At 45.6% G+C, this 3,340-nt stretch carries 4 protein-coding genes; 1 reads left to right on the top strand and 3 read right to left on the bottom strand.

What is annotated here, in order from left to right; translation table 11 throughout:
- Positions 1 to 182 precede the first annotated feature (182 nt).
- Positions 183 to 731 carry a helix-turn-helix domain-containing protein gene (locus ACOJTG_RS19200; protein WP_420155302.1) on the top strand — a complete coding sequence of 183 codons (549 nt, stop codon included), beginning with the start codon at positions 183 to 185 and terminating at the stop codon, positions 729 to 731.
- A gap of 135 nt (positions 732 to 866) precedes the next feature.
- Here ACOJTG_RS19200 and ACOJTG_RS19205 read toward each other — a convergent pair whose 3' ends face one another.
- The 3 genes from ACOJTG_RS19205 to ACOJTG_RS19215 form a co-directional block, all read right to left on the bottom strand.
- Positions 867 to 1,763 carry an NmrA family NAD(P)-binding protein gene (locus tag ACOJTG_RS19205; RefSeq protein ID WP_420155303.1) on the bottom strand — a complete coding sequence of 299 codons (897 nt, stop codon included), beginning with the start codon at positions 1,761 to 1,763 and terminating at the stop codon, positions 867 to 869.
- Between the two features lie 34 nt (positions 1,764 to 1,797).
- Positions 1,798 to 2,733 carry an alpha/beta fold hydrolase gene (locus ACOJTG_RS19210; protein ID WP_420155304.1) on the bottom strand — a complete coding sequence of 312 codons (936 nt, stop codon included), beginning with the start codon at positions 2,731 to 2,733 and terminating at the stop codon, positions 1,798 to 1,800.
- 73 nt (positions 2,734 to 2,806) lie between these two features.
- Positions 2,807 to 3,340 (bottom strand): Crp/Fnr family transcriptional regulator (locus ACOJTG_RS19215; protein WP_420155305.1); only part of this gene is annotated, 534 nt, incomplete at its 5' end.

The raw sequence follows: 3,340 nt of genomic DNA on the forward strand, positions 1-3,340 counted from the left end.
TTTAAGTTTACGAAACTCAGCGACCAGCCCTTTTCTTCGTTAGTCCCAACCAGTACCTGCAGCTAGAAGAAGCGGGTTCGGATGACGGCTATTTCATTTTCTACAATCGTGATTTTTACTGCATACAGATTCATGATCAGGAAGTGGCCTGTGATGGATTGTTGTTCAACAACATTCACAACATGCCGAAAGTAGAGGCTCCGGAAGAAGAAATAGCGTTTATCAGGGGTTTGTTTACGGAAATGGTACACGAATTCAAGCTCAACGACAGCTCTTTGGAAGAGATGGTCCGGACCTATCTGAAACAATTGTTGATTCGAGCGACCCGCTCCTGGAAAAGACAACATTTGGAGAATGCAGTAAACGAACCGCAAAGTGATCTGGAATTTTTTCGCAAATTCACCCGCTTAGTAGAAGAGCATTACAAATCCAAACATACAGTTGCGGACTACGCCGATTTGCTGTGTATATCTCCCAAAACCATTACTCATAAGTTCAATCGATTACGCTTACCGCAGCCCAATGAGGTGATTAAAGATCGCATTGTTCTGGAGGCAAAACGGCTTTTAGTACATACTTCGCTTACGGCCAAGGAAATTGCCTACAATTTGGGTTATCAGGATCCCGCTTATTTTAGTCGCTTATTCCTGACGAAAACGGGGGAATCGCCATCCAATTTCCGGACTGCTTTCTTGACTGAGAAAAGCCTCGAAAGCAGTCGCGGAAATTGAGTGTCGTCGTTTTAAATGCCGCTACTGGATGGAAGAATATTCTGAAAAGCTTTTTACCTAACGAGTAATCGTACGTTGATTGGCATACGATTCTACGCCACATGATTAAGACGCAGTACTTTCGATTTCTTCCGTTTATTGAACAAATGACTTGATAAAATCTAGGCTTGTTGTCCAGGTCAGGTTTTTGTATCGGTCATTGGCTAATTGCGTGTGCTGGGTCGTAAACATCGAATACATATACTGACCCTGTTGCCACTTGGCATACAGCTCCTGCTCTCCGGCGGGGTAATCGGCTCGTTGCTTTTTTATAAATTGGGCAAAATCCTCAAGACTGGCTAGCTGGTGAATGCGAAACTCCTGATTCGTTAGCTCTTTTACTTCCTGCCATAGTTCATTAGGACTTACCTGAAAACTGGCAATTGGTAGATTTCTGGGAGCTTCCGCATCCAGGGCTACTTCTGCCGTGAAGGCGGCCGTATCGTCCATCGTCGTGAAATCCAGTTTCCAATCTGCTTTGTCACCCCAGTAACCGATGCTTTTCTCTTTCAGGTTTAGAATTGGCGTGTTGTACTGGAGTATGTCCGCAAAAGCACCATTGAAAATGGAAGAAGCCTGAATGGGCGTAGAGTCAAGGTAACTTCTGAATTCTCTTCGTAAATCAAAATTCCGATTTTCACCCGGTACTAAATCGGTATAATCCGTACAGAAGTCAGAAGGAATAAATCGGGGAACACCGGCCTGTACCGCAGCATCCAGGATTCTTTTCTGGAGATCAATAATTACATCGCCCAAACCGGCTACGGCAGACACGACGCAATGGGCTCCCGCACTCGCCTGGGCCAGGGCTTCTACACTGTCCGTATCTACTTCCTTCACGGTCGCTCCCGGTTGTTGCAACGCTTTCGTTTTTTCGGGATCGGCAGAGGGTCGAACGATTGCCTGCACCGTAGCCCCTCTTTGTAAAAGTTCACGCGTAATTCTACGGCCTAAATTGCCGGTAGCACCGAATACTACAATTTTCTTTTGCATGGCTATTTTTTCTTCAAAATGATTCATGAACGGATTAGGTCAGGAAGTTGAATACTGCCTTCAGTACCTGCGTTGGTTGCTCTTCGAATAGGTAATGCCCACTATCCATAATGCCAACCAGGTGCAAATCTTTGGCTACGGGAGGTAATCCCATCTGCATGTACTGATAACTTATGTAGCTGCCGATTGCTAACACGGGCATTTCCAAAGGCGGGTAGCTTTTCGCATCTTCGATGTCCTCTACAAACGTTTGGTACCAGGCGTTAGCGGCCCGGATGCTTTCGGCATCGTTGTAAGAAGCGGCATAAACGTCTCTTTCCAGGGAAGTCATTTTACGATCGTCAATCATGACGTAGTGAAAAAGCCAGTCCAGCAAGTACTGGAAGCGGCCGGCCAGTACTTGTTCGGGCAATCCTTTCACTTGATTAAATCCCATCCACCAGGCGTAGGGTCGATTGCCATCCATTTTCTCGGTAAAGGTGCCCGTCGGAGGTATCAAACTCATCTGTAGCATTCCCTCGGTTGGGTGCGAGCCGTCCAGAACAATCAGCTTTTCGACGAAGGCGGGATAATTAAACGCAAAACTCATGGCGACCATTCCGCCAATGTCGTGACCCATGATCGAAACCTTTGCTAATCCTAGGTGCTGGACTAAGGCCAGAATATCAGCGGCCATGGTTTTTTTATCGTAACCAAATTGAGGCTTTTCGGAACTTCCCATGCCTCGGATATCTACAATGATTACCCGGTATTTCTGGGCGAGTTCCAGGGCAACGGGTTGGTACGAATACCAGGTTTGCGGCCAACCAGGCAAACAAAGTAAGGGCGAGCCACTACCTCCTTCGACGTAATGCAGGCGAACACCATTTACGGTGGCATATTGATTCGTAAAGCCCGGAAAGTTTTTAATTAATGCTTCGTCAGAATACGAATTCTGAGTCATCGCTGGATTTTCTTTGGGTTGAGTCATTGTTGTTTTTTTTATGACTCAAAAGTACCCGGATGACAAAGGGGCAAAACTACCAAAGGGTAGAGAATGAGGTTTACCGAATTTTTTTTCTGATTCGGCTCAGGGCATTGGGGGTAATCCCTAGTACGGCGGCGACCTGCTTTACGGGGGCTTTTTGAATAAGTTGGGAATTCTTGAGAAAAGAGAGATAATGTTCTTCGGCAGATAAGGTTTGGAAATTCAAAAGCTGGTCAATCATACGTATCGTGGTCGCTTCCCAGATTTTTCTGCCAAATTCTTCACAGGCTGTCACCTGGCCATACAGAAAATCCATATCCTTTTTGTCAATCACAATCAGCTTCGTTTCTTCGATTGCTTCAATATTGAACCGGGATGGCTTTTGGGGATGTAAGCTGGATATTTCAGTTAAGACTTCATTTTTAAACAATACCCACGTCGTATTTTCCTGCTCCTGGCTCTCGTAAAAAAAACGAACGCCCCCGGATACGATGAAAAAATACTGCTGGGCAATTTGTCCTTTCTGTAAAATCAGTTTGTTTTTGGGAAGCATTCGTTCTCGGCATCTGGAAAGGACGAGCTGTAAATCCACCTCATCGATCCAGATCAT

Source organism: Siphonobacter sp., from assembly GCF_048595215.1.
Classification (GTDB): Bacteria; Bacteroidota; Bacteroidia; order Cytophagales; family Spirosomataceae; genus Siphonobacter.

Coding starts and splice junctions, on each gene's coding strand:
- ACOJTG_RS19200 (WP_420155302.1), top strand. CDS start 183: ATGCCGAAAGTAGAGGCTCCGGAAGAAGAAATAGCGTTTATCAGGGGT.
- ACOJTG_RS19205 (WP_420155303.1), bottom strand. CDS start 1,763: ATGCAAAAGAAAATTGTAGTATTCGGTGCTACCGGCAATTTAGGCCGT.
- ACOJTG_RS19210 (WP_420155304.1), bottom strand. CDS start 2,733: ATGACTCAACCCAAAGAAAATCCAGCGATGACTCAGAATTCGTATTCT.